Genomic DNA, 22,764 nt, shown 5'->3' with positions numbered 1-22,764 from the left:
CGGCGCCCGGGAGGCACGGCGACCGACGTCGGCCCGGCCGGCGGCGCCGTCGCCGTGTTCAGCGCAGGCGGCGGTCCTTCAGGGCCGGGAACTGTTCCCGGGTCTCGGCGACCTTGGCCGGGTCCAGGTCCACCGTGAGAACGTCCTCGCCCGGGCCCGCCTCCGCCAGGATCTCGCCCCACGGGTCCACGACCAGGCTGTGCCCGGCCTGCTCGACGCCCGCGTGGGTGCCGGCCAGCCCGCAGGACAGGACGTACGACTGGTCCTCGACCGCCCGCGCCCGGCTGAGCAGGGTCCAGTGGGCGCGCCGTCGGGCGGGCCAGCCCGCGGCCACCACCATCGTGGTGGCCCCGGCGTCCACCAGGCCCCGGAACAGCTCCGGGAAGCGCAGGTCGTAGCAGGTGGCCAGGCCCAGGGTCTGTTCCGGCAGCTCCACCGTCGTCAGGGTCTCGCCGGCCGACATCAGCACCGCCTCGCCCTGGTCGAAGCCGAACCGGTGGATCTTGCGGTACGTCGCCGCCAGCTCGCCCGCCGGGGAGAGCACGAGGGCGGTGTTGTAGAGGGAGCCGTCGCCCGCGCGCTCCACGAAGGAGCCTGCGTGCAGCCACACCGCGGCGTCGCTCGCGGCCTTGGCCATCTCCTGGTAGGTCGGGCCGTCCAGCGGCTCGGCCTCGGTCTCGAACTGCTCGTAGGCGAAGGCGCCGACGGTCCACAGTTCGGGCAGCACGACGAGGTCGGATCCGGACTGCTCCCGCACCAGCTCGGCGGCGCGGGAGCGCCGGGAGGCCACCGACTCCCCTTCGTTCACCGCGATTTGGATCAGAGAGGCGCGCACACTACCACCGTCCTGGCATGAGAGTCGTCAACTCGGGCCTACGATCGTCACACGAAAGCACTGCCGGGGTGCTCACCGGCAGCGTAGTTTTGGGAATAGTCCACAACGAGCCACTGAACAGCACGCGAGGGGTCCCGTTGACCGTCCATCCCAGCCTTCAGCCCTATGCCGACGCGTGGACCCACTCCGCCGAGGCGATATCGGAGCTGGTCCTTCCCCTCACCGAGGGCGAGTGGAACCGGGCGACCCCCTGCCCCGGCTGGTCGGTCCGTGACGTGGTGTCACACATCATCGGCATCGACTGCGAGCAGCTCGGCGACCCGCGCCCGATCCACACCCTGCCGCGTGATCTGCGACACGTGGTGGACGAGTTCACCCGGTACATGGAGGTGCAGGTTGACGTCCGCCGGCACCACACCGCGCCCGAGATGACCTCGGAGCTGGAGTACACGGTCATCCGGCGCTCGCGGCAGCTGCGCAACGAGAAGCGGGACCCGTCGACGATCGTGCGCGGACCGCTGGGCGACCAGGTGACGCTGGAGGACGCGATGCGGGTGCGGGCGTCGGACATGTGGATCCACGAGCAGGACCTGCGCGCCGCGCTGGGCGCGCCCGGGAACTGGGACTCGCCGGGGGCCTTCGTCGCGCGGGACGTGCTGCTGGAGGAGCTGCCGAAGGCGGTCGCCAAGCGGGCGGGCGCCCCGGCGAACTCGGCGGTCGTCCTGGACGTGCACGGGCCGGTGGAGTTCATGCGGACGATACGGGTCGACGCGAACGGGCGCGGGAGCCTGGACAACGCGCCGTCCCTGGGCCCGGCGGTGTCGCTGGCCATGGACTGGGAGACGTACGTCCGGCTGGCGGCGGGCCGGGTGCGGCCGCACGTCGTCGCCGACCGGGTGAAGGTGGAGGGTGACACCGCGCTGGCCGCTGCCATCCTCGCGCACTTCGCCGTGACCCCGTGACCCCGTAGGCACCGGCGGCGGGAGCACCCCGGCTACGTCCGCGACGGACTCGGAGCCGGGGCCGGGGCCTGACCCGGCAGGCCGGGGACCCTGTGCGGGGTCAGGCGGTCCCGTTCGCGGGCGAGGGCGCGGCCCCGCAGCCGGAGGATCTGGGCGATGCCCACCGCCTCCAGGACGAACACCGAGGAGAACGCCACCCGGTAGTCGTCGCCGGTCGCGTCCAGCAGCAGGCCGACCGCCAGCAGCGTCGTCATCGAGGCGATGAAACCGCCCATGTTGGTGATGCCCGAGGCCGTCCCCTGACGCTCCGCCGGGTTCGCGGGGCGGGCGAAGTCGAAGCCGATCATCGACGCCGGTCCACAGGTGCCCAGCACCACGCACAGCGCGACCAGCAGCCACATCGGGGCCCGGTCCCCCGGGTAGAGGAGGACCGAGGCCCACAGCAGGGCCGTCAGCCCGACCGTGCCCAGGGCCAGCGGGATCCGCGCCGTCTGCCGGCGGCCGACGAGCTGCCCGTAGACCAGGCCGAACCCCATGTTCGAGGCCACCACCAGCGTCAGCAGCCCGCCCGCCGTGGTCCGCGACAGCCCCTGTGCCTCGACCAGGAACGGCATGCCCCACAGCAGCAGGAACACCATCGCGGGGAACTGCGTCGTGAAGTGCACCCACAGCCCCAGCCGGGTGCCCGGCTCGCGCCAGGACTCCGCGATCTGACGCCGCACGAAACCTCCCGCGCCGCGCGGCTGGGGCGCCGGCTCGTGGCCCTGCGGGTGGTCGCGCAGGAACAGCGTCAGGGGCACCAGCACCACCAGCCCCGCCACCGCGCTCCCCGCGAACGCCGGCACCCAGCCGACGCCGTGCAGGACGGGCGCCAGCACGAGCGTCGAGACCAGGTTGCCCGCCATCCCCACCAGCCCGGCCAGCTGCGCCATCAGCGGGCCGCGGCGCGCCGGGAACCACCGGGTGCCCAGCCGGAGCACGGAGATGAAGGTCATCGCGTCACCGCAGCCCAGCAGGGCGCGGGCCGCCAGGGCCATCCCGTACGAGGGGGCCAGCGCGAAGCCGATCTGCCCGGCGGTGAACAGCACCGCGCCCAGCGTCAGCACCTTCTTGGTGCCGAGCCGGTCCACCATCAGCCCCACCGGTATCTGCATCCCGGCGTAGACCAGCAGCTGGAGCAGCGAGAACGTGGAGAGCGCCGAGGCGTTCACGTGGAAGCGGTCGGCCGCCTCCAGTCCGGCCACGCCCAGGCTGGTACGGAAGATCACCGCGACGAAGTAGACGGCGACGCCGATCCCCCAGACGGCGACCGCCCCGCGTCCGCCCGGAGGGTCTTTCAACACCGCCCCCGCGCTCATCGGGCCGACCCCCGCACCAGCGCCTCGACGCGGCCCACGTGCGCCCGGACCGCCGCGGCCGCCGTCTGCGCGTCCCCGGCGCGCAGCGCGTCCAGGATCTCGGTGTGCTCGGTCAGCGACCGCTCGATCCGGTCGGGGTGGGCGTGCAGCAGCGCCACGCCCATCCGCAGCTGCCGGTCGCGGAGCTGGTCGTAGAGGCGGCACAGGATCTGGTTCCCGGCGCTGCGCACGATCTCCGCGTGGAAGCCCCGGTCGGCGGCCATCACGGCCGCGAGGTCGCCCCCGGCGGCGTGCCGGCGCTGCTCCTCGACCAGGGCGGCGAGCCGCTCCAGCAGTCCGGGCGGCGCCGGCACGGCCTTGCGGACGGTGAACTCCTCGACCAGCAGCCGGGTTTCGATCACGTCGGCGATCTCCTGCGCGGAGACCGGCAGGACCAGCGCGCCCTTCTTCGGGTACAGCTTCAGCAGCCCCTCGGTCTCCAGGCGCAGCAGCGCCTCGCGCACCGGTGTGCGGGACACCCCGACGGCGTCGGCGAGTTCGCCCTCGGTGAGCAGGACCCCGCCTTCGTAGCGGCGGTCGAGCACGCCCTGCTTGACGTGGACGTAGACGCGGTCGGCCGCGGTGGCGGGCGTGGTGGCGCCGGCCGGCGCGGTGGCGGGAGCTGGCATGCGCACAGGATAGATACATGAGGGGTACAACTTGAGCGGCCGTCCAGCATCCGGACGGCGGGCGCTCGCCTCCCTGCGCGGCCCTACGTCGGTACGCCGGCCACCCCGTCCTCCTCGACCGCCTCGACCTCCCGCAGCGCGGCCAGCGCGTCGCGCTGCTCCGGGGTGAGGCGCGCCGCGAAGCCGTTGATCGTGGAGCGGAACACGTACAGCGGCCGCACGCCCTCGACCATGGCGGCCACCTCGGCCGGGTCGGCGTCCGGCCGGACGGTGACGATGTACCGCCGGGTCTCGGCCGGGTCGTCGTCGCCCGGCGGCAGGGGCACCGCGAGGCCGGCCGGAACGGAAGGGGTGACGGCGGCCGCGGCGGGCGGCGCCCCGGCCGTCAGGGCGGCCGCGAGGACCACGACCGGCAGGACAAACCCGACAAACCACTCTCGGTTTCGCATGATCGGGAGGCCATCACGCGGGGCCCGGCGAGTCAACGACCGCCCCCGGCGCGGCGAGTGATACCTGAGGCTCCCGCCATACGGGTGAATTCGCCCGGCGGCCGGACCCCGCCGCGGGCGCCGGCCGCCCCGCGCCCCGGACTCCGCCCCGGCACACGGAAAAATCCTTTCCGCAGCCCGCCCGGAAAAGCCCCCGCGAACGCCCCGGCGCCCACCCCGCCGGCGCCGCGCGTTCTTGGGCCAAGCGGAGGCGGCCCGCTCAAGCCGCGCGCGAGGCGCGTCCGATGGAGGAAGGGGCCGCCCACCCGCCGCCCGGCCGCCACCAGCCGCCGGCCGCCGGCTAGTCGGGACGGCGCCCTCGTGACGTCCGACGACACACCCCAGGGAGTCCCCCTCATGCGCATGCTGGCGCGCCTCTCGACCGCCGTTCTCCTCGCGATGGCCCCCTTGGCCCCGATGGCCGCGGGCACGGCCTCCGCCAAGGCACCGGAGCCCACCCCGGCCCCGCTGCTCACCTCCGTCAACGCCATCCCGGGCCGCTACATCGTCACCCTCGACCGGAACGCGGACCCGGCGGCGCTCGCGACGAAGGTGGGGGTCAAGCCGCACCACACGTACACCTCCGCCATGCGCGGGTTCGCGGCGACCCTGAACGCCACCCAGCTCCAGCAGGCCCGCACCGCGCCCGGGGTGCTGTCGGTGGAGGAGGACGCCAAGGTCACCGTCCCGCAGATCCCGACCGGGACTCCCGCCGCCGGCGCCCGCACGCCCGCCTCGACCTGGGGGCTGGACCGGATCGACCAGCGGAACCTGCCGCTCGACCAGTCCTTCACCACCTTCGGAAGCGGCGCCGGCGTCAACGCCTACATCCTCGACACCGGTATCGACTACAGCCACTCGGAGTTCGGCGGCCGCGCCGTGCCCGGCTTCGACGCCATCGCGGACGGCCGCAACGGGGCGGACTGCCAGGGGCACGGCACCCACGTGGCGGGCACCGTCGGCGGCAAGACCTACGGCGTGGCCCGCAAGGTCAACCTGATCAGCGTCCGCGTCCTCGGCTGCAACGGCAGCGGCGACTTCTCGGGCATCATCGCCGGCCTCGACTGGGTGGCCAGGAACGCGAGGCAGCCCGCCGTGCTGAACGCCTCGCTGGGCGGCCCCCGCTCGCTGGCGCTCAACAACGCGGCGACCGCGCTCTCGGACCGGGGCGTGCTGCCCGTCGTCGCGGCGGGCAACGACGCGAAGGACGCCTGTGAGTACTCGCCCGCCTCGGCGGCCCGGGTGCTGACCGTCGCGGCGTCCAACGTCTTCGACGACGAGACCGCCTTCTCGAACTACGGCCCCTGCGTGTCCCTCTACGCGCCCGGCCAGGCCATCGACTCCGCCCGCCTCGGCGGCGGCAGCGTCGCCATGAACGGCACCTCCATGTCGGCCCCGCACGTGACCGGGACCGCCGCCCTCTACAAGGCCGTCCACCCCACCGCGATCCCGGCCGAGGTCGCCCAGGCCCTGGAGGCCGCGTCCACCAAGGACGTCCTGCGCAACATCAGCAAGAACACCACGAACAAGCTCCTGTTCACCGACGGCCTCTGATTCCCGGAGCTCCTACGGCGTGACCTCCACGTCCAGGACGAACTCGTCGTAAGGGGCCTCGTCCGGGTAGGGCGGCCGGATCTGCGCGAAGCGGATCCGGGCCCGCCCGCCCGGACAGCGGCCCCGGACCAGGTACGTCTGCTCCACCGACCCGCCCGGCACGGTCCCGCCGGGCGCCGCCCCGCCCTCGGCCACCGCGACCGCGTCGGTGTCGCCCGTCACCTGCCAGGTCCACACGTACCCGCGCGCGCCGCGCCCGGTGAGCCGCAGCTCGTACGACTCACCGGCCCTCAGCGCGACCTCCCGTATCTCCACCCGTGCGGCCCCTTCCCTCAGGCGGGGCCGATCACCGGCCCCTCGTGCCAGCCCGCGCCGTCGCGCCAGTAGTGCTGGAGCCGGCGGTCCGTGCGCAGGGCGATGACCTCCAGGTTGAACCCGAAACTGCCCTGGAGCATCCCGGTGACGGCGAGCGCGTCGTGCCCGAAGACCGCGCCGCGCCGCCAGGACGAGCCGCCCGCGTTCGCGCGCCACCAGTGCTCGAGCCGCCCACCGGCGGCGACCGCGCACAGCTCGTAGTTCCCGGCGGTGTCCTCGTCGGCGGCCCCGTACTGGCCCTCGATCAGGCAGGGCGCGGAGGTGATGCCGCTGCCGAAGATCTCCCCGGCGCGCCAGGCGAAGCCGTTCGGGTCGTCCCGCCACCACAGCTGCATCCGCCCGTCCGCGCGGGTGGCGACCAGGTCGAGGTGGCGGGAGCGGGTCTGGACGAGCGCGGGCCCGTAGTGGGCGATGCCCGAGGCGAAGCGGCCGCCGTCGTTCCACGTCCAGGGCGCGCCGTTGATCCGCCACCAGTGGTTCAGGCGGCCGTCGGCGGTGCGGACGACCACCTCGAAGTTGCCCGGCTTGCCGTAGTCGCTCTGGATGAACGCCGGGGTCGAGCCGACCGCCGCGTCGCCCGGGCCGAAGACCCCGCCGTCGCGCCACGCGCCGCCGGACTGCTCGTAGTACCAGTGCCGCAGCCGCCCGCCCGTGGTGACGTGCAGGGACTCCATGTTCCGGTTGTACGTGGTGCCGGTGAAGGCGGGCTGCCCGGACGCGTCGGTCGCGTAGGTGGCGGCGCGGGCCCACGCGAAGGGCGCGTCGCCCTCGCGCCACCAGTGCTGGAGCCGGCCCCCGCCCGCGGTCGCGGACATCTCGAAGTTGCGGTGCGCGCGGCCGTTGCCGCTCTCGTAGACGCTGCCCGCGTGCAGCCGGCGCTTGGTCCACGGGTCGATGTTGGTGCCGCGCAGCCCGCACTTGGCCCAGTGGTCGATGCGGGCCTCGCCGTACGCGATCCGGCCGTAGCCGCCGACGTGGAAGCCCGTCCCCCAGGAGTTCTTGAACAGCCAGCAGCCCGCCGCGTCGTCGTAGCCGACGATCAGCACGCAGTGGCCGCCCGCGAGCCGGTCGCTGGTGCGGTGGTACACGCCCGAGCCCAGGCCGAAGAAGTCGTCGTACACGTCGAAGCAGGCCGTCAGCGGGCCGACCGTGTCCAGCCACACCTTCTGCTGCTCCACGTCGCCGAGCCGGACGTAATCGGTGATCCGCACGGTCCGCCCGGACCGGTCCCAGCTCGGGGTGTACTCGGCGCGCCAGGCGTCGCGCCGGTCGGCGGGCAGGCCCGCGGGCGGGGTGCTGTACGGCCAGCAGTCCGGGTCGGCGAGACCGCCGTTGGTCCGGATCCAGTCGAGGGCGGTCTCGGGGTTGCTGCCCTGGCCGCAGCTGAACCGCAGGCCGTCGTGGACGTCCCCCTCGGAGCGCTCGGCCCAGGCGCAGTGCTCGATGCGGGCCATGGACTCCACCAGGGCGGCCGCCCCGAAGGCCCAGCAGGAGCCGCAGGGGTTCTGGTCCTTCACCCGGGTGATCCACGGCCATCCCCAGCGGCTGCGCCAGTCCACGGCGGCCGGCCGCGCCGCCCCCGCCACGCCCGGGGTGCCGGGCAGCAGCCCGTGCGCCGCCCTGCGCCGGGTCAGGTGCGCATTGCCGCTCGCCCGCCCGATCAGCCCCCGCAGATCGACCGGCCCCACCTCCTCGGCGAGCGTCAGGTTCGCCCCCGGTTCCAGGCCGAGCGACGGGCGCGGAACGGGGTCGTCGTCCGCGACGTGCTCGCTGACCGACCACCTCGCCCCCAGCTCCGCGAGCCGTGCCCGCAGCTCCCCCGCGGTCTGGACGTACTCCTGCGGCATTGGCCCCCCAAGGCGCTGTCGCCCGTACGGATGCGAGCGAGACCCGGGAGCGTCCACCTGCCGCGACGGCCCGTCAAGGGGGTCCGTCCGGTCGCGCGGTGGCACGGGGGGAGTACGCCCGCCCCCGGCCGCCCCGCACCTGACGAAGTCCCCGGGCGGGCTTCGCGGGGTCCGCGCGCGCCGTGTGAGGCTGCGAAAACGGGAGCGGGACATCCGATCGCTCCCCGGACAGAAGGCAACGAGACATCCATTCGTTCGCCGAAGGGAAGCATGACCACAGCACACGAGGACCGGTCCAGGCTCTGGGGCAAGGGCTCGGTCGTGACCACCGAACTCACCGCCGAACAGACCGGCGGCGTTCTGGGAGTCACCCGGTTCCAGGCGCTCAAGGGCGAGCGCGGCCCACGCCACACCCACTCCCTGGAGGACGAGGTCTTCCTGGTCAACAGCGGGGAACTGGTGATGACCCTCGGAGACCAGACCTTCGAGGTCTCCGGATCGGGCGCCCTCTTCCTCCCCCGCGGAATCCCGCACTCGTACCTGGTGGAGAGCGCGACCGCAGACTTCCGCGTCATCACCACGCCCGGCGGCTTCGAGCGGTTCTTCAGCCTCGCCGGATACCCCGTGAGCCTGGGCGAGAACGCTCCCGTCGGTGACAAGTGGTCCGTGGACCGCACCCAGGACTTCGCCGAACGGCTCGGACTCGGACTGACCTGGTCCGGCTGACCCGGTCAGGCTGACCCGACCCGGCACCCGCCGGCCGACCCCCACTCTCCCGGAAGACCGAAAGCAGATCATGACCTCGATGAACAGGCGTAGCGTGCTGGCCTCGACGGCAGCGGTCATCGCCGGCGCCACCGCCCTGGAGGCGGGCGCCCTGGCTCCCGCCGCGGCCGCCGCGGAAACTTCCCCCGTCCAGCCCCCGGCGGCCCTGCCCGGCACCGCGCCGATCGTCGTCACCCCCGACGACCCGCGCTACGCCGACCTGGTGGTGGGCAACAACACCCGCTGGGTCGGCCGGCCGGACTCCGTCCGTGTCGTGCGCAGCACGGCCGAGGTGGTGCGGGCTGTCCAGGAGGCGGTGGACGGCAAGAAGCGGCTGTCGGTCAAGAGCGGCGGCCACTGCTACTGCGACTTCGTGTTCAACCCCGACGTCCGCGTCGTCATCGACACCTCCGCGCTGAACACCGTCTCCTACGACGCCCAGCGCAAGGCGTTCGCCGTCGAGGCGGGCGCGACCCTGCTGCACATGTACGAGTCCCTCTTCAAGGGCTGGGGCGTGACCATCCCCGGCGGCATGTGCTACTCGGTGGGCGCCGGCGGCCACTTCAGTGGCGGCGGCTACGGCATGCTCTCGCGCAAGCACGGCCTCTCCATCGACCACCTGTACGCCGTCGAGGTCGTCACCGTCGACGCGTCCGGCAAGGCGAAGGCCGTGGTGGCCACCCGCGAGAAGAACGACCCGCACCGCGAGCTGTGGTGGGCGCACACGGGAGGCGGCGGCGGCAACTTCGGCGTCGTCACCCGCTACTGGTTCCGCACCCCCGGGACCGAGAACCGGCCGCCCGCCGAGCAGCTCGTCAAGCCGCCCAAGGAAGTCCTGGTCAGCGCGGTCGGCCTGCCGTGGAGCTCGCTCAGCAAGGACAAGTTCACGGCGATGGTGCGCGCCTTCGGCGACTGGCACCAGAAGAACGCCTCGGCGGACTCCCCGTACGCCAACCTGTGCAGCTTCCTGATGATGAACCACAAGTCCAACGGCAGCATCGGCCTGCTCACGCAGATCGACGCGACCGTGCCGGACGCGGAGCGGCTGATCGCCGACTACCTGAAGGAGATCACGGCCGCGCTGGGCACGGACGCGGCCCGCCCGATGACGGAGTCGGCGGGCGAACACGGCCCGATGCCGCAGCTGTTCACCCCGCAGCGGCTGCCCTGGCTGACCGCCGCGAAGCTGCTGGGGACGTCCAACCCCACCCTGACCAGCCCGGTCCTGCGCGGCCACCACAAGTCGGCGTACCTGCGCAAGGGGTTCACGGACGCGCAGATCGGCTCGATGTACCGCCACCTGACGCGGACCGACCACGAGAACGCCGCGTCGATGGTGGTGCTGCTCTCCTTCGGCGGAAAGATCAACACGGTTCCCTCCGACGCCACCGCCTCGGCCCAGCGGGACTCGATCTTCAAGGGGCTGTTCCAGAGCTTCTGGCCCGACAAGGCCGACGACGCCGAGAACATCGCCTGGACCCGCGACGTCTACAGCGAGGTCTTCGCCGGCACCGGCGGCTATCCGGTACCGGGCGCCCAGACGGACGGCTGCTACATCAACTATCCGGACGCCGACATCGCCGACCCGGCGCAGAACCGCTCCGGGGTGCCGTGGCAGACGCTCTATTACAAGGGCAACTACCCGCGGCTCCAGCGTGTGAAGGCCGCCTACGACCCGCTCAACGTGTTCCGGCACTCCCAGTCCATCGGCCTGCCCCAGTAGGCCACCCGCCCCGCCCCCGCCCCGCCCCCGCCCCGCAGGAAAGGCAGTCACATGCAGTCGGACGCAGCGGTCGCTGCCGCCCCCCGGGAGGACCTCCTCCCGGACGCCCCGGAGCCGGGCTCCCCGGACCCGGGCTCCCCGGACCCGGGCCGCCCGCCCCGCCGGTCCCTGGCCTTCGCCGTCCTGGCCTCGGTCCAGTTCACCCTGATCCTCGCGATGAGCGTGCTCAACGTGGTGCTCCCCGAGGTCCAGCGCGACCTCGGGCTGGACTCGGCCCAGCTGGCCATGATCAACGCCGCGTACGGGGTGTCCTTCAGCGGCCTGCTGCTCCTCGGCGGCCGGCTGTCCGACCTCTACGGCGCCCGCCGGGCCTTCGTCACCGGTACGGCCGTGTTCGGCGTGGCCTCGGCCGCGGCGGGCCTGGCCCCCGAGGTCTGGACCCTGCTGGTGGCCCGGTTCGCCCAGGGCGCGGGCGCGGCGCTCGCCGTTCCGGCGGCGGTCGCGCTGGTGGGGATCACCTACCCGGAACCGGCCCGGCAGGCGCGGCTGATGGCCCTCTGGGGTGGCCTGGCCGCCTTCGGCGGGACCGCGGGCATGCTGCTGTCCGGGGTCGTCGCCGCCACGGACTCGTGGCGCTGGGCCTTCGTCGTCCCCGTCCTCGTGGCGGCCGTCGCGGCCGGGTCCGCCGGCCGGCTGCTGCCCGCCGGAGAGCCCACGGAGCGCCGGGGCCAGCTCGACGTGCCGGGCACCGTCCTGGTCACCGCCGGCATCTCGCTGCTGAGCTACGGCCTGGTGGAGGCCCCCGAGCGGGGCTGGACCTCGCCGGGCGCCCTGGGACCGCTGGTGTGCGGGATCGTCCTGCTGGCGCTGTTCGTCAGGGTCGAGATGCGGGCCGCCCGGCCGATCCTGCCGCTGTCCTTCCTGGCGTCGCCGCGCCGGGGCGTCGCCCTGGCCGCGGTGTTCCTCGGATCGGCGGGCATCACCGCGATCTTCTTCATGCTGTCGCTGTACTTCCAGCAGGTGCGGGGCTATTCGGGGTCCGAGGCCGCCGCCGCCTTCCTGCCCTTCGGGCTGGCCCTGGTCGCCACCGGCTCCGTGGTCGGCCGCCTGGTGCAGCGCTTCGGACCGCGCACCGTGATGCTGACCGGCCTCGGGCTGTCGGCCGTCGGCCTGGCCCTGCTCAGCGGGATCGGCCCGGACACCGCCTACGCGGGCCTCATCCTGGCCGGGCTGCTGTTCTTCGCCGCCGGGGTCGCGATGGTCTTCGCCGGATCCACCGTCTCCGCGATGGCGGACGTGGCCCCGGGACAGGCCGGCATGGCCGGGGCCGTCACCAACACCGCGCTGGAGGCGGGCCCCGCGCTCGGCCTCTCGGTGCTGGTCACCCTGGCCGCCGCCCGGACCCGTTCCCTCGGGGAGTCCGGCGCCGCCGACCTCGCGTCGGGCTACGGCTTCGCCTTCGCGCTGGCCGCCGGGGCGTTCGCCCTGACGGCGCTGCTGGCCACCCTGCTGTTCCGGTCGCGCCGCGCCTGAGGGCGCGCGCTTCCCTCCGTACCGCTTTCCCCTCGCCACACCACTCGATTGCCTGAGGAGTTCCCGTCATGACGAACCGTTTCGCGGACAAGGTCGTACTGGTCACCGGAGCCGGCGCCGGCATCGGCCGGGCCAGCGCCCTGGCCTTCGCCCGTGAGGGCGCCACCGTGGTGGCCTCCGGCGTCCGCGCCGAGTCCATCGCCGAGACCGTCCGCCTCATCGAGGAGGAGGGCGGCAAGGCGAGCGCCGTCACCGCCGACGTCAGCGTCCCCGAGGACATGGCCCGCCTCGTGGAGACCGTGGTGCGCGAGCACGGCGCGCTGCACATCGCGCACAACAACGCCGGCATCTTCACCAAGCCCAGCCCGGTCGGCGACATCGACCTGGACACCTGGAAGAAGACCTTCGACGTGAACCTGAACGGCACGCTCCACGCCATGCAGCAGGAGATCGTCCACATGCGGGCCAACGGCGGCGGCGTCATCGTCAACACGTCCTCCAACATCGGCTACCACGGCCGCCGTCCGGGCCTGGCCGCCTACGCCACCTCGAAGGCCGCCGTCAGCACCCTGACCCGGGTCGCCGCGCTGGACCACATCAAGGACGGCATCCGCATCAACTCGGTGAGCCCCGGCGCCACCGACACCTCCATGTCCTTCCGCCCGGGCGAGAGCGAGGCCGACCGCGCCGAGCGCCTCGCGGGCGCCGTCCCGCTCGGACGCGTCGGCGGTACGGACGAGGTCGTGGCCGCGGTGCTGTGGCTGGCCTCGGACGAGGCGAGCTTCGTCGTCGGCCACGACCTGGTCGCCGACGGCGGCGTCACCGCCTGACCGCACGCCGACAAACGCCGATGCCCGGCCGGCCCCTCCCCGGCCGGGCGCCGCGCGTGCGCACCCCGGCCCGAACGGCCCGTCCGGGGCCCCGGTTAGGGTGTGGCGCATGGGGACCTGGACCGCGCCGAGCGCCGTAGAACGAGAGCTGGACGAGGCGAAGGCGGCCGGGAACTGGCCCGCCTACCTCGACGCGCTCTCCCTCGCCCTGCTCTACGTCCCGCAATCCCGCGCGTACCAGGACGCGCACCCCACCCGCGTGCGCCTGGACCCCGCGTACTTCCCGCAGATCCGCGGGCTCGCGTACGTCGTGTTCACCTCCGGGATGCTGCCCGTCCCCACCCCCGATCTGGTCTTCGAGGGCCAGAACCTGGGCTGGTTCGTCGACCACTTCCCGGACGGCGGGGCGACGCACCTGGCCGTCAATCCCGGGACCCCCTACGAGGTGTTCCTGCCCGCCTCCCCCGCCCACCGCGCCACCTGGGACTTCCACTACCGCCGCAAGCCGCGCTACGCCGGTCTGGAGCAGGGCAAGGTCCACGCGCTCCACGTCGGCGGCCCACTGCACGGCCCCGTCGCGTTCGGGCTGGCCTGCGGCGCGCACCTGTCCGTCCACAACGGGATGTTCTGGAACGCCCTCGCGTACCACGGCGACGGCTACACCAAGGAGCGGGAGAAGCTCGACAAGTGGTGGGGCGTCACCACCCGCGAGGACTGGCTGGACACCACCCGACAGCTGCTCGCGGCCGACCTGGTCAGCCCGGTGTGGGAGTACGCGCTGCGCGTGCGCCGCGCCCTCGCCCAGGACTTCGCGGGCCCGGTCGACGTCGAGCACTGGCGGCACGCGGCCGAGTACAGCCTGCGCGCGAACGCCAGGAAGGCCGCCGAACCGCAGCTCACCCCCGAGGGCGTCACGCTGGCCACGCCCCGGCCGAACGCCGAGGTCGAGGGGGAGATCGCGGGCGTGCAGCGCCTGATCGGCCGGATCGCCCGCTACGAACAGCGCTTCCGGGCCGACGGACTGCTCGGCGAGGGCAAGTTCATCCGCTCCGTGGAGGCCTGGGACTACGGGCGGGCCTCCCAGATGGCCCGCTGGGGCCTGGGCGTCCGGCTCGGCACGCTCGCGGAGACCGAGGACGCCGTCGTCCGCGCCGGCGAGGCGTGCCGGCTGGCGTACCGGTCGTGGGAGGACCTGTCCGCCGCCTACGTCCTGGGGCGCTGCCTGCACTTCGACGAGGAGGAGTTCGGGCACTGGTACGAGGAGATGGTCACCACGCACCGGGCTCTGACGACCGACCCCGCCAGCCCGTGGCTGAACCTCCCCTGGAAGGCGGCGTAGCGGCCGCCGCCCCGGACCTGACGGAGTTGTCCCCGGACCTCGCGTAGTCGGGCCGGACGCGGAAAACGCCCGCTCCCGGCCGGATGCGCGAACTAGCCTGCCTGTCATGACTGTTGAGCTGAACGACACCGTACGCAAGCTCCTGGACGCCCCGCACCCGGCGGTCCTCACGACCCTCAACCCCGACGGCGGACCGCAGAGTTCGGTGGTCTGGGTGACCCGCGACGGCACCGACCTGCTGGTGTCCACCGAGCGCGGCCGCCGCAAGGAACGCAACCTCCTGCGGGACGGGCGGGTCGGCCTGACCGTCTTCGACCTGGCCAACCCCTTCCTCTACGTCGAGATCCGCGGCACCGCCACCCTCTCCGAGGACACCGGCCGGGCGGTGACCACGCGCATCGCCCAGGAGTACCTGGGCCCGGACGGCGGCAAGGAGTTCGCCGAGGCGCAGCCGGAGGACGTGCGGGTGGTCGTGCGCATCACCCCGGACAAGGTGCTCGGCAACGCCTCGAGGGCGGGCTAGGGAAGCGGGCTAGGGAAGCTGCGGGCGGATCGCCGTCCAGGCGTCGACCGCCCGGGCCAGCGGGTCGGTATCCGCCAGGTGCGGCCGGACCCGGGCCATCCAGGGCAGCAGGTTCTTGACGCGCCGCAGGTGCAGGATGCGCTCCCGCGGCAGGTCCCGCCAGGTGCGGGCCGCCGCGGCTGCCTCCTGCGGGGTCAGGTCGATCAGGGCCAGCAGGTCCCGGCACAGCGCGGCCGGATCCCCGCCCCCGTCGGGGGCGGGGCCCGGGCCGAACCGTTCGATCAGGTAGCCCCGTACGGCGGCCAACTCCGCGCCCCGCACCAGCGGGTCCGCGCCCCTCCACTCGGCGGCGCGCCGGGCCGCGGCCAGCGCCACCCGGCCCCAGCGCAGCCGTACCCCGTCCGGCAGGCCGTCGTCCTGCATCCGCCCGACGGCGAGGCTGCGCAGGGTGTCCGGATGCGGCTCGTCCAGCAGCGGGGGACCAGTGGCCAGCCAGGCCTCCAGGTCCTCCAGGGTGTGCCCGGCGGGCGGCACGGCCGTCAGCACCTGCCCCCGGGCGAGCAGCGCGACCATCGGCCCCGTGAGGTGGGCGCGCGCCGCGTGCGGGGGGTCGACGAACTCCGCGGTGCGGCCCCAGGCCTCTATCCGGGTCAGGCCGAGCCGCACCCCGCCGGCGGTGTACACCTGCCCGGCGCGCGCGATCCCGCCGATGACGCGGACGACGCACACCCCGCCCGTGACGTCGGCCTCCTCGACGGAGCACACCTGCAACTCGGCGATCGGCAACGGGAGCCCCCTCTCTCCGGGCAGGAGGCTACCGCGCTCGCGCCAGGCCTGCGACGGCTGTTCCAGGACCGGGCGGATCCGCGTGACCTCGTATCCCGCGCGCGGGTTTCGCCCGGTAACGGCCGATGGCCGGGCTCCCGGGAGGGAGACCGGCCATCGGCGCGGGGCGTACCGGGCTAGGCCCAGGTGACCAGGCGGCGCGGGTGTTCCAGGACCGCCGCGATGTCGGCCAGGAAGCGGGAGCCGAGCTCGCCGTCGATCAGGCGGTGGTCGAAGGACAGCGCCAGCGTGGTGACGTGGCGCGGCTTGACCTTGCCCTTGTGGACCCACGGCTGGAGCTTGATCGCACCGATCGCCAGGATCGCGGACTCGCCGGGGTTCAGGATCGGCGTACCGGTGTCGACGCCGAAGACGCCGACGTTGGTGAGGGTGATCGTGCCGTTCTGCATGTCCGACGGGGACGTCTTGCCGTCACGGGCGGTGGCGACCAGACCCGACAGGGCCTCGGACAGCTCGCGCAGCGTCTTGGCGTGGGCGTCCTTGATGTTCGGGACGATCAGGCCGCGCGGGGTTGCCGCGGCGATGCCGAGGTTGACGTAGTGCTTGAGCACGATCTCCTGGGCGGCCTCGTCCCAGGACGCGTTGACGTCCGGGTTGCGGCGGATGGCCACCAGGACGGCCTTGGCGATCAGGAGCAGCGGGTTGATCCGCAGACCGGCGAGGTCCGGGTCGTCCTTGAGCTCTTGGACGAGCTTCATCGTCCGGGTCACGTCGAAGGTGATGAACTCGGTGACGTGCGGGGCGGTGAAGGCGGAGCCGACCATGGCCTGGGCGGTCATCTTGCGGACGCCCTTGACCGGGATCCGGGTCTCCCGCTCGGTCGCCGCCGCGGCGGCGACCTGGACCGGAACCCCGGCCGGAGCCGGAGCCGGGGCCGCGGCCGGCGCGGGGGCCGCCGCGACCGGGGCCGCCACCTGCGGGGCGATCGCCGCGGCGGCCGCGGCGTGCACGTCCTCGCGGGTCACGACGCCGCCGTCCCCGGTGGGAACCACGGTGGCCAGGTCGATGCCGAGGTCCTTGGCGAGCTTGCGCACCGGCGGCTTCGCCAGCGGGCGCTCGACCGCCACGTGCCCGTTGCCGTTCACCGCGGCCGGGACCGCGGCGGCGGCCTGGGGCTGCGCCGGAACGGCGGCCGGGGCCGACGTGCCGTTCTGCGTGGCCACGCCGCCCGCCGCCTTGCGCGGACGGCGCTTCGTGGAGGCCTGGGACACGCCGTAGCCGACCAGCACGGGCTGGCGTGCCGCGGCGGCGGGCTCCTCGGCCTGCGCCGGGGCCGGGGCGGCAGCCACCGGAGCCGCCACCGGGGCCACGGCCTCGGCCTCGGCCGCACCGGCGTCCGTCTGGACGGAGATGATCACCTGGCCGACGTCGACCGTGGTGCCCTCCTCGAAGCGCAGCGCGTGCACGACGCCGTCGAACGGGATCGGCAGCTCCACGGCCGCCTTCGCCGTCTCGACCTCGCACACGACCTGCCCGTCGGTGACGGTGTCACCCGGCTGGACGTACCACTTGAGGATCTCGGCCTCGGTGAGGCCCTCGCCCACGTCGGGCATCTTGAATTCGCGGATGGTCATGAACGTGGCTCCTCAGTACGCCAGCGAGCGGTCGACGGCGTCGAGCACCCTGTCCAGGCCCGGCAGGTACTCGTCCTCCAGGCGGGCGGGCGGGTACGGGGCGTGGAATCCGCCCACGCGCAGCACCGGCGCCTCCAGGTGGTAGAAGCACCGCTCCGTGATGCGGGCTGCGATCTCCGCGCCCGTGCCCAGGAACACCGGGGCCTCGTGGACGACCACGAGCCGGCGGGTCTTCTCCACCGACACCTGGAGCCCGTCGAAGTCGATCGGGGACATCGAGCGCAGGTCCACGACCTCCACCGACTTGCCCTCCTCGGCCGCCGCGGCCGCCGCCTCCAGGCAGACCTTCACCATCGGGCCGTACGCGGCCAGGGTGATGTCCGTGCCCTCACGGGCCACCCGCGCCGCGTGCAGGGCGTCCGGGATGGCGTCGACGTCGACCTCGCCCTTGTCCCAGTAGCGCCGCTTCGGCTCGAAGAAGATCACCGGGTCGTCGCTGAGGATCGCCTGCTGGAGCATCCAGTACGCGTCGCTCGCGTTCGACGGCGAGACCACCTTGAGGCCCGGGACGTGCGCGAACAGCGCCTCGGGCGACTCCGAGTGGTGCTCGACCGCGCCGATGCCGCCGGCGTAGGGGATGCGGACGACGACGGGCATCTTGATCTTGCCCAGGGCCCGCGCGTGCATCTTCGCCAGCTGCGTGACGATCTGGTCGTAGGCGGGGAAGACGAACCCGTCGAACTGGATCTCCACGACCGGCCGGTAGCCGCGCAGCGCGAGGCCGATGGCCGTACCCACGATGCCCGACTCGGCGAGCGGGGTGTCGATGACCCGCTCCTCGCCGAAGTCCTTCTGCAGACCGTCGGTGATGCGGAAGACACCACCCAGCTTGCCGACGTCCTCACCCATGATCAGGACCTTCGGGTCCGTCTCCAGGGCCTTGCGCAGCGACTCGTTGAGCGCCTTCGCGATCGACATCTTCTCGACAGCCATCAGTGACCCTCCTCGAAGGACGCGAGGTAGGCGGCGAACTGGGCGCGCTCCTCGTCGACGAGCGCGTGCCCGTCCGCGTAGACGTTCTCGAAGATCGCCATGGTGTCCGGGTCGGGCATGGCGCGCACGACCTCGCGCACCCGCTTGCCCAGCGTCTCGCTCTCCGCCTCCAGGCCCTCGAAGAAGGCCTCGTCGGCGCCTCCGGTGGCCAGCAGGTGGGCCTTCAGGCGCAGGATCGGGTCCTTCGCCTCCCACGCCGCCGTCTCCTCGTCCCGCCGGTACTTCGTCGGGTCGTCGGAGGTGGTGTGCGCGCCCATGCGGTACGTGAACGCCTCGACCAGGGTCGGGCCCTCGCCGCGGCGGGCGCGCTCCAGCGCCCAGCGGGTCACGGCCAGGCAGGCCAGCACGTCGTTGCCGTCGACACGGACGCCCGGGAAGCCGAAGCCCTGCGCGCGCTGGTAGAGCGGCACGCGCATCTGGCGCTCGGTCGGCTCGGAGATCGCCCACTGGTTGTTCTGGCAGAAGAACACCACGGGGGAGTTGTAGACGGCCGAGAAGGTGAACGCCTCGGCCACGTCGCCCTGGCTGGAGGCACCGTCGCCGAAGTAGGCGATGACCGCCGAGTCGGCGCCGTCCTTGGCCACACCCATCGCGTAACCGGTCGCGTGCAGCGTCTGCGAGCCGATGACGATCGTGTACAGGTGGAAGTTGTTGATCGTGGGGTCCCAGCCACCGTGGTTCACACCGCGGAACATGCCGAGCAGGTTGGTCGGGTCGACACCACGGCACCAGGCCACACCGTGCTCACGGTAGGTCGGGAAGACGTAGTCGTCGTCGCGCAGCGCCCGGCCGGAGCCGATCTGCGCGGCCTCCTGGCCCAGGAGCGAGGCCCACAGGCCCAGCTCGCCCTGGCGCTGCAGGGCGGTCGCCTCGCCGTCGAAGCGGCGGGTCAGGACCATGTCGCGGTAGAGCCCGCGCAGGTCCTCGGTGGTGATGTCGGCGACGAAGGGGGCGAACTCCGCGTTCTCGGCGGATTCGACCCGCTCCCCCTCTGGCGTCAGCAGCTGTACGAGCTGGGGCTCGGCGTTCTGCGCGGTGGCGGCGGCGGCCTTGGCGGCGCTGGCCGCGCCTGCCGCCCGCTTGGTGCCGCTGCTGCGTCGCGGCTTGCGCGCGGCAGTGCTCTCCACGGTCACGTGTGCTCCTCCGTCGGTCCGGCACCCGGGTTCTCCGGGGTCCAGTGCGGCTCACCTGTATCCGTACCCGCCCACGGGGTGGGTGCGCGGCTCGTACGGGATTCAGGCGTGACAGGTGCCCCGGCGAGTGCCCTGCGCAATGCACGTTACCCAGTGCTTCGCATGACTGCGAAACCTCACTTGACCTGGGTTTTTGCTTGGATTTCCAAGTAAATCCGGGGAAGCGGGAACAACCACTGGTCACAGCCTTGCAGGGGGCCGGAACAACGGCACGTTATCCCGGGTAACTCCGGCAGGGAAGGGGTGAGTGTGTGAAACTGACCCCGTGCGCGAAAACGGAAAAATCAAGGTATTCCTCCTGGACGACCACGAAGTGGTCCGTCGCGGCGTCTACGAGCTCCTGTCGGTGGAGGACGACATCGAGATCGTCGGCGAGGCGGGCACGGCGGCCGACGCACTGGTCCGAATCCCCGCCACGCGCCCCGATGTGGCCGTCCTGGACGTGCGCCTGCCCGACGGCAGCGGGGTGGAGGTGTGCCGCGAGGTCCGTTCCCAGGACGAGGACGTCAAGTGCCTGATGCTGACCTCCTTCGCGGACGACGAAGCGCTGTTCGACGCCATCATGGCCGGGGCCTCGGGCTACGTGCTCAAGGCGATCCGCGGGAATGAACTCCTGAGCGCCGTACGGGACGTGGCGGCCGGCAGGTCCCTGCTCGACCCCGTCGCCACCGCCCGGGTGCTGGAGCGGCTGCGCGACGGCAAGAACGGCAAGGGCGACGACCGGCTGGCCAACCTGACCGAGCAGGAGCGCAAGATCCTCGACCTGATCGGCGAGGGCCTGACGAACCGCGTCATCGGCGAGCGGCTGCACCTGGCCGAGAAGACCATCAAGAACTACGTCTCCAGCCTGCTGTCCAAGCTGGGCATGGAGCGCCGCTCCCAGGCCGCCGCGTACGTGGCCCGCCTCCAGGCCGAGAAGCGCGGCTGACGTTCCGGGCGACGTACCCGGCGACGTTCCGGGCGAATCGGGACCAACGTCCTCGATCATCGGGGCGTGATCCCCTTCCGCGGCCTCGGCCGGTCACGGAGAGTGGACGGCATGTCCCGCCTGTCCCACCTGTCCCGCCTGTCCCCAGAGGAACGCCACGCGATCGAACTGCTGCGGCGAGTGCCGTACGGCCGGGTCGCCACCAGCGTGCGCGCGCTGCCCTTCCTCGCCCTGGCCCGCCACATCGTGGTGGAGGACAGGGTGGTGCTGCGGATGCACGCGGGTTTCGGCCACCACCACGCCTGCAACGGAAGCGTGGTGTCCTACGGGGCCGACAACTTCAATTCCGGGGACCCGCACCTGTGGTCGGTCCAGTTCACCGGCACGGCGCGGATCGTCGAACCGACCACTGCCGAACTGGAACTATTCGGGCCGGGCCCGCATTTCGTGGACGGCGCGGTCTTCGACCCCGTCCACATGCGAATCGAGCCACAGTTGGTGACCGCCCACACGCTGGGCGGTAATGCCGCGGCCGCGCGCGGCCGCCCGTATCAGCACGCACTCTGATCAGCCGATATCACTGTACGCATACGAAAAAGGGCCCGGCGGAATTACTCCCTCCGGGCCCTTTTCACACGAGCGCGCTACTCGGTCTCGGTTCCTCCGCCGCCACCGCCGGCCACGCCGGCGACGGTGCCGGTGCCCCCGGCACCACCCGCGCCGCCGGCACCGCCGGCGCCGCCGCCGGGACCACCCGTACCGCCACCGGTCGGCGGGTCGACGGGAGGCTTGGTCGGCGGCGTGATCGAGCTCGACGAGGGCTTCGGCGACGTCGACTTGGATGCTGAAGGGGACCCCGACGGCGAGGTCGACGGGGTGGAGCTCGGCGAGTACTTGCGGCTCGGGGACGGCGTGTAGCTGCCCTCGTACGAGCGCGAGTTCTCCGGCGTCTTGTGCTGCCCCTCGGTCTCGGGCGCGCTCGGGGCGCTCTCCTCGCTGCCCTGGCTGCTCTTCTTGGGCGGCGTCACGGACGTGCCGCCGCTGCCGCCCTTCTCGTTGTTCGAGCCCACGTTGCTCACGGCGTACGCGACGCCGCCCGCGATCGCGACGACCGCGAGGACCGCGAACAGCCACATCTTCCAGCGGCCGTTGCCGTCCCGGCGGTCGTCGTAGCCGTCGTAACCACCGTGCCCGCCGCGCCCGCCGTTCCCGCCCGGACCGCCGCCGGGGCCGCCCCCGCCGCCGGGGAAGGCCGAGCCGTCGTCCGGGTTCAGCGGCGGCACCATCGGCGCCTGGAACTGCGAGGTCGTCGCGTGCGAGGGGTACTGCTGCTGGCCGCCCGTCCCGCCCACCGGCATCGCCGAGGTCGGGGCCGCGCCGCGACCGTGCGGCAGCGCCATGGTGACCGGACCGGTGTTCCAGGTACCGGTGTTCGACCCCTGCTCCTGGAGCATCTGGAGCGCGTACTGGACGAGCCCGCGCATCTCCTCCGCGCTCTGGAACCGGTCGTCCGGGTCCTTGGCCAGCGAACGCATCACCAGGCCGTCGAGTTCCGCCGGGATCCCGCCGCCCTCCGGCAGCTGCGAGGGCGGCACCGGGGCGTCCTGGACGTGCTGGTAGACCACCGACAGCGGGGTCTCACCCGTGAAGGGAGGCCGCAGCGCGAGCAGTTCGTAGAGCAGGCAGCCCGTCGCGTACAGGTCGCTGCGGTGGTCCACGGCCTTGCCGAGGGCCTGCTCGGGCGACAGGTACTGGGGAGTGCCCATGACCATGCCGGTCTGAGTCATCGTCGACTGCGCGCCGTGCAGGGCACGCGCGATGCCGAAGTCCATCACCTTCACCGCGCCGGTGTTGGTGATGATGACGTTGGCGGGCTTGATGTCGCGGTGGACGATGCCGTGCTGGTGCGAATAGGCGAGGGCTTCGAGCACGCCCGACACGATGATGAGCGCCTGCTCGGGCCCCGGCGCCTCCGCGCTGAGCAGCAGCTCGCGGATGGTCAGGCCCTCGACGAGTTCCATCACGATGTACGGGACGACGTTCGGGCCGACCCGGTCCTCGCCCGAGTCGTACACGGCGACGACGGCGTGGTGGTTCAGGCCGGCGACCGACTGTGCCTCACGGGTGAAGCGGGCCTTGGAGACCGGGTCCTCGGCCAGGTCCGCGCGCAGCAGCTTCACCGCGACGGTCCGGCCGAGCCGGACGTCCTCCGCGGCGAACACCTCGGCCATGCCGCCTCGGCCGAGCCTGTGGGTCAGCCGGTAACGGCCGTCGCCCACCAGGCCGCCCGCGCCCCAGTGCTCAGGACCATCAGCCATCCCGGCGCCGTTTCCCTCGGGTTCGGGTGCCATCAGTCCTCGCCGTCGTCTC

At 72.9% G+C, this 22,764-nt stretch carries 21 protein-coding genes; 10 read left to right on the top strand and 11 right to left on the bottom strand.

Going from position 1 to position 22,764, the window contains the following annotated elements; all coding sequences use genetic code 11:
* Positions 1 to 58 precede the first annotated feature (58 nt).
* The gene (locus tag OG982_RS14845) at positions 59 to 835 is read right to left on the bottom strand and encodes a carbon-nitrogen family hydrolase (protein ID WP_266786681.1); all 777 of its coding nucleotides are present in this window, start codon (positions 833 to 835) and stop codon (positions 59 to 61) included.
* A gap of 137 nt (positions 836 to 972) precedes the next feature.
* On the opposite strand from OG982_RS14845, the gene OG982_RS14840 reads away from it, so the two are divergent.
* Entirely contained in the window at positions 973 to 1,797 is an 825-nt protein-coding gene (locus OG982_RS14840; RefSeq protein WP_266786682.1) for a maleylpyruvate isomerase family mycothiol-dependent enzyme, read from the top strand.
* 32 nt (positions 1,798 to 1,829) lie between these two features.
* On the opposite strand, the gene OG982_RS14835 is transcribed toward OG982_RS14840, so the two are convergent.
* From OG982_RS14835 to OG982_RS14825, 3 genes are all read right to left on the bottom strand, one after another.
* The gene (locus OG982_RS14835; protein WP_266786683.1) at positions 1,830 to 3,155 is read right to left on the bottom strand and encodes a nitrate/nitrite transporter; all 1,326 of its coding nucleotides are present in this window, start codon (positions 3,153 to 3,155) and stop codon (positions 1,830 to 1,832) included.
* On the bottom strand, positions 3,152 to 3,823 hold the full coding sequence (locus OG982_RS14830) for a GntR family transcriptional regulator (RefSeq protein ID WP_266786684.1): 672 nt from the start codon (positions 3,821 to 3,823) through the stop codon (positions 3,152 to 3,154). The genes OG982_RS14835 and OG982_RS14830 overlap by 4 nt, the downstream gene beginning before the upstream one ends.
* Positions 3,824 to 3,906: 83 nt before the next feature.
* Positions 3,907 to 4,272: a protease inhibitor I9 family protein gene (locus OG982_RS14825; protein ID WP_266948677.1), complete on the bottom strand. Its 366-nt coding sequence runs from the start codon at positions 4,270 to 4,272 to the stop codon at positions 3,907 to 3,909.
* 396 nt (positions 4,273 to 4,668) lie between these two features.
* On the opposite strand from OG982_RS14825, the gene OG982_RS14820 reads away from it, so the two are divergent.
* Positions 4,669 to 5,865: a S8 family peptidase gene (locus OG982_RS14820; protein WP_266786686.1), complete on the top strand. Its 1,197-nt coding sequence runs from the start codon at positions 4,669 to 4,671 to the stop codon at positions 5,863 to 5,865.
* A gap of 12 nt (positions 5,866 to 5,877) precedes the next feature.
* On the opposite strand, the gene OG982_RS14815 is transcribed toward OG982_RS14820, so the two are convergent.
* A complete protein-coding gene (locus OG982_RS14815) occupies positions 5,878 to 6,180 on the bottom strand; it encodes a protease inhibitor I42 family protein (RefSeq protein ID WP_266786687.1) in 303 nt (100 codons plus the stop codon).
* Between the two features lie 17 nt (positions 6,181 to 6,197).
* Positions 6,198 to 8,087 carry a C1 family peptidase gene (locus OG982_RS14810; protein WP_266786688.1) on the bottom strand — a complete coding sequence of 630 codons (1,890 nt, stop codon included), beginning with the start codon at positions 8,085 to 8,087 and terminating at the stop codon, positions 6,198 to 6,200.
* Between the two features lie 270 nt (positions 8,088 to 8,357).
* Here OG982_RS14810 and OG982_RS14805 point away from each other — a divergent pair, with 270 nt between their 5' ends.
* From OG982_RS14805 to OG982_RS14780, 6 genes are all read left to right on the top strand, one after another.
* Positions 8,358 to 8,813: a cupin domain-containing protein gene (locus OG982_RS14805; protein ID WP_266786689.1), complete on the top strand. Its 456-nt coding sequence runs from the start codon at positions 8,358 to 8,360 to the stop codon at positions 8,811 to 8,813.
* Between the two features lie 79 nt (positions 8,814 to 8,892).
* Positions 8,893 to 10,575 (top strand): FAD-binding oxidoreductase, encoded by a 1,683-nt coding sequence (locus OG982_RS14800; RefSeq protein ID WP_323139257.1) that lies wholly within the window; start codon positions 8,893 to 8,895, stop codon positions 10,573 to 10,575.
* A 51-nt stretch (positions 10,576 to 10,626) separates the two neighbouring features.
* On the top strand, positions 10,627 to 12,108 hold the full coding sequence (locus OG982_RS14795) for an MFS transporter (RefSeq protein WP_266948676.1): 1,482 nt from the start codon (positions 10,627 to 10,629) through the stop codon (positions 12,106 to 12,108).
* A gap of 68 nt (positions 12,109 to 12,176) precedes the next feature.
* Positions 12,177 to 12,938, top strand: coding sequence for an SDR family NAD(P)-dependent oxidoreductase (locus tag OG982_RS14790; protein WP_266786692.1), 762 nt, complete (start codon positions 12,177 to 12,179; stop codon positions 12,936 to 12,938).
* A gap of 109 nt (positions 12,939 to 13,047) precedes the next feature.
* Positions 13,048 to 14,277, top strand: a complete 1,230-nt coding sequence (locus tag OG982_RS14785; RefSeq protein ID WP_266786693.1) for a DUF1266 domain-containing protein — start codon at positions 13,048 to 13,050, stop codon at positions 14,275 to 14,277.
* Positions 14,278 to 14,383: 106 nt separating this feature from the next.
* On the top strand, positions 14,384 to 14,800 hold the full coding sequence (locus OG982_RS14780) for a PPOX class F420-dependent oxidoreductase (RefSeq protein WP_266948675.1): 417 nt from the start codon (positions 14,384 to 14,386) through the stop codon (positions 14,798 to 14,800).
* Between the two features lie 9 nt (positions 14,801 to 14,809).
* On the opposite strand, the gene OG982_RS14775 is transcribed toward OG982_RS14780, so the two are convergent.
* The 4 genes from OG982_RS14775 to pdhA form a co-directional block, all read right to left on the bottom strand.
* Positions 14,810 to 15,586, bottom strand: coding sequence for a hypothetical protein (locus tag OG982_RS14775; protein WP_266786695.1), 777 nt, complete (start codon positions 15,584 to 15,586; stop codon positions 14,810 to 14,812).
* A 176-nt stretch (positions 15,587 to 15,762) separates the two neighbouring features.
* Positions 15,763 to 17,220 (bottom strand): dihydrolipoamide acetyltransferase family protein, encoded by a 1,458-nt coding sequence (locus OG982_RS14770; protein WP_266786696.1) that lies wholly within the window; start codon positions 17,218 to 17,220, stop codon positions 15,763 to 15,765.
* A 12-nt stretch (positions 17,221 to 17,232) separates the two neighbouring features.
* Positions 17,233 to 18,213, bottom strand: coding sequence for an alpha-ketoacid dehydrogenase subunit beta (locus OG982_RS14765; RefSeq protein WP_266786697.1), 981 nt, complete (start codon positions 18,211 to 18,213; stop codon positions 17,233 to 17,235).
* Complete coding sequence (pdhA, locus tag OG982_RS14760; RefSeq protein WP_266786698.1) at positions 18,213 to 19,406, bottom strand: pyruvate dehydrogenase (acetyl-transferring) E1 component subunit alpha; 1,194 nt, start codon at positions 19,404 to 19,406, stop codon at positions 18,213 to 18,215. Before pdhA ends, OG982_RS14765 begins: the two co-directional genes overlap by 1 nt.
* A 325-nt stretch (positions 19,407 to 19,731) precedes the next feature.
* Between pdhA and OG982_RS14755 the strand changes: the two genes are divergently transcribed.
* On the top strand, positions 19,732 to 20,394 hold the full coding sequence (locus OG982_RS14755; protein ID WP_266786699.1) for a response regulator transcription factor: 663 nt from the start codon (positions 19,732 to 19,734) through the stop codon (positions 20,392 to 20,394).
* Positions 20,395 to 20,505: 111 nt separating this feature from the next.
* The gene (locus OG982_RS14750) at positions 20,506 to 20,961 is read left to right on the top strand and encodes a pyridoxamine 5'-phosphate oxidase family protein (protein ID WP_266786700.1); all 456 of its coding nucleotides are present in this window, start codon (positions 20,506 to 20,508) and stop codon (positions 20,959 to 20,961) included.
* A 77-nt stretch (positions 20,962 to 21,038) separates the two neighbouring features.
* Here the strand turns inward: OG982_RS14750 and OG982_RS14745 are convergent, their stop codons facing one another.
* Positions 21,039 to 22,745: a protein kinase gene (locus tag OG982_RS14745; protein WP_266786701.1), complete on the bottom strand. Its 1,707-nt coding sequence runs from the start codon at positions 22,743 to 22,745 to the stop codon at positions 21,039 to 21,041.
* Between the last annotated feature and the right edge of the window lie 19 nt (positions 22,746 to 22,764).

This window comes from Streptomyces sp. NBC_01551, assembly GCF_026339935.1.
In the GTDB taxonomy this organism is placed as follows: Bacteria; Actinomycetota; Actinomycetes; order Streptomycetales; family Streptomycetaceae; genus Streptomyces.
This window is presented reverse-complemented; position numbering and strand designations above follow the sequence as displayed.